Origin of the sequence: Allotamlana fucoidanivorans (genome assembly GCF_006265225.1) — a bacterium.
GTDB lineage: Bacteria > Bacteroidota > Bacteroidia > Flavobacteriales > Flavobacteriaceae > Allotamlana > Allotamlana fucoidanivorans.
Window position 1 is genome coordinate 1 of record NZ_VDCS01000110.1, and the last position, 287, is coordinate 287.

1 protein-coding gene is annotated in these 287 nt (G+C 46.0%); it reads left to right on the plus strand.

The features are described 5' to 3' along the window. Positions 1-287, plus strand: a 287-nt coding sequence (locus FGF67_RS17350) for a hypothetical protein (protein ID WP_158293254.1), incomplete at both ends; no start/stop codon positions are given.

Below are 287 nucleotides of genomic sequence, written 5' to 3' on the forward strand. Positions count from 1 at the left end.
ACGGGAGGTACGGTAACCATTACCTGGACGGTAGAAGATATCTGTGGCTCTACTAATCCTACTGCTACATATACCCTAACACAACCGCAAGCAGTAAGCTATGATGCGCCTAGCGATGATAGTGCGGATGCCTGTGAGTTTGATAATGCGGATCCTACTGCTGCTCAAAATGCACTGGATGCTGATATCGCAGCTTGGGTAACTAATCAAACAGCTATTATAAATAACAGTTTAGCGGGGGGGTGTTCACCGAGCGTATCGCATGATTTTACCAATCAGTCTATCGA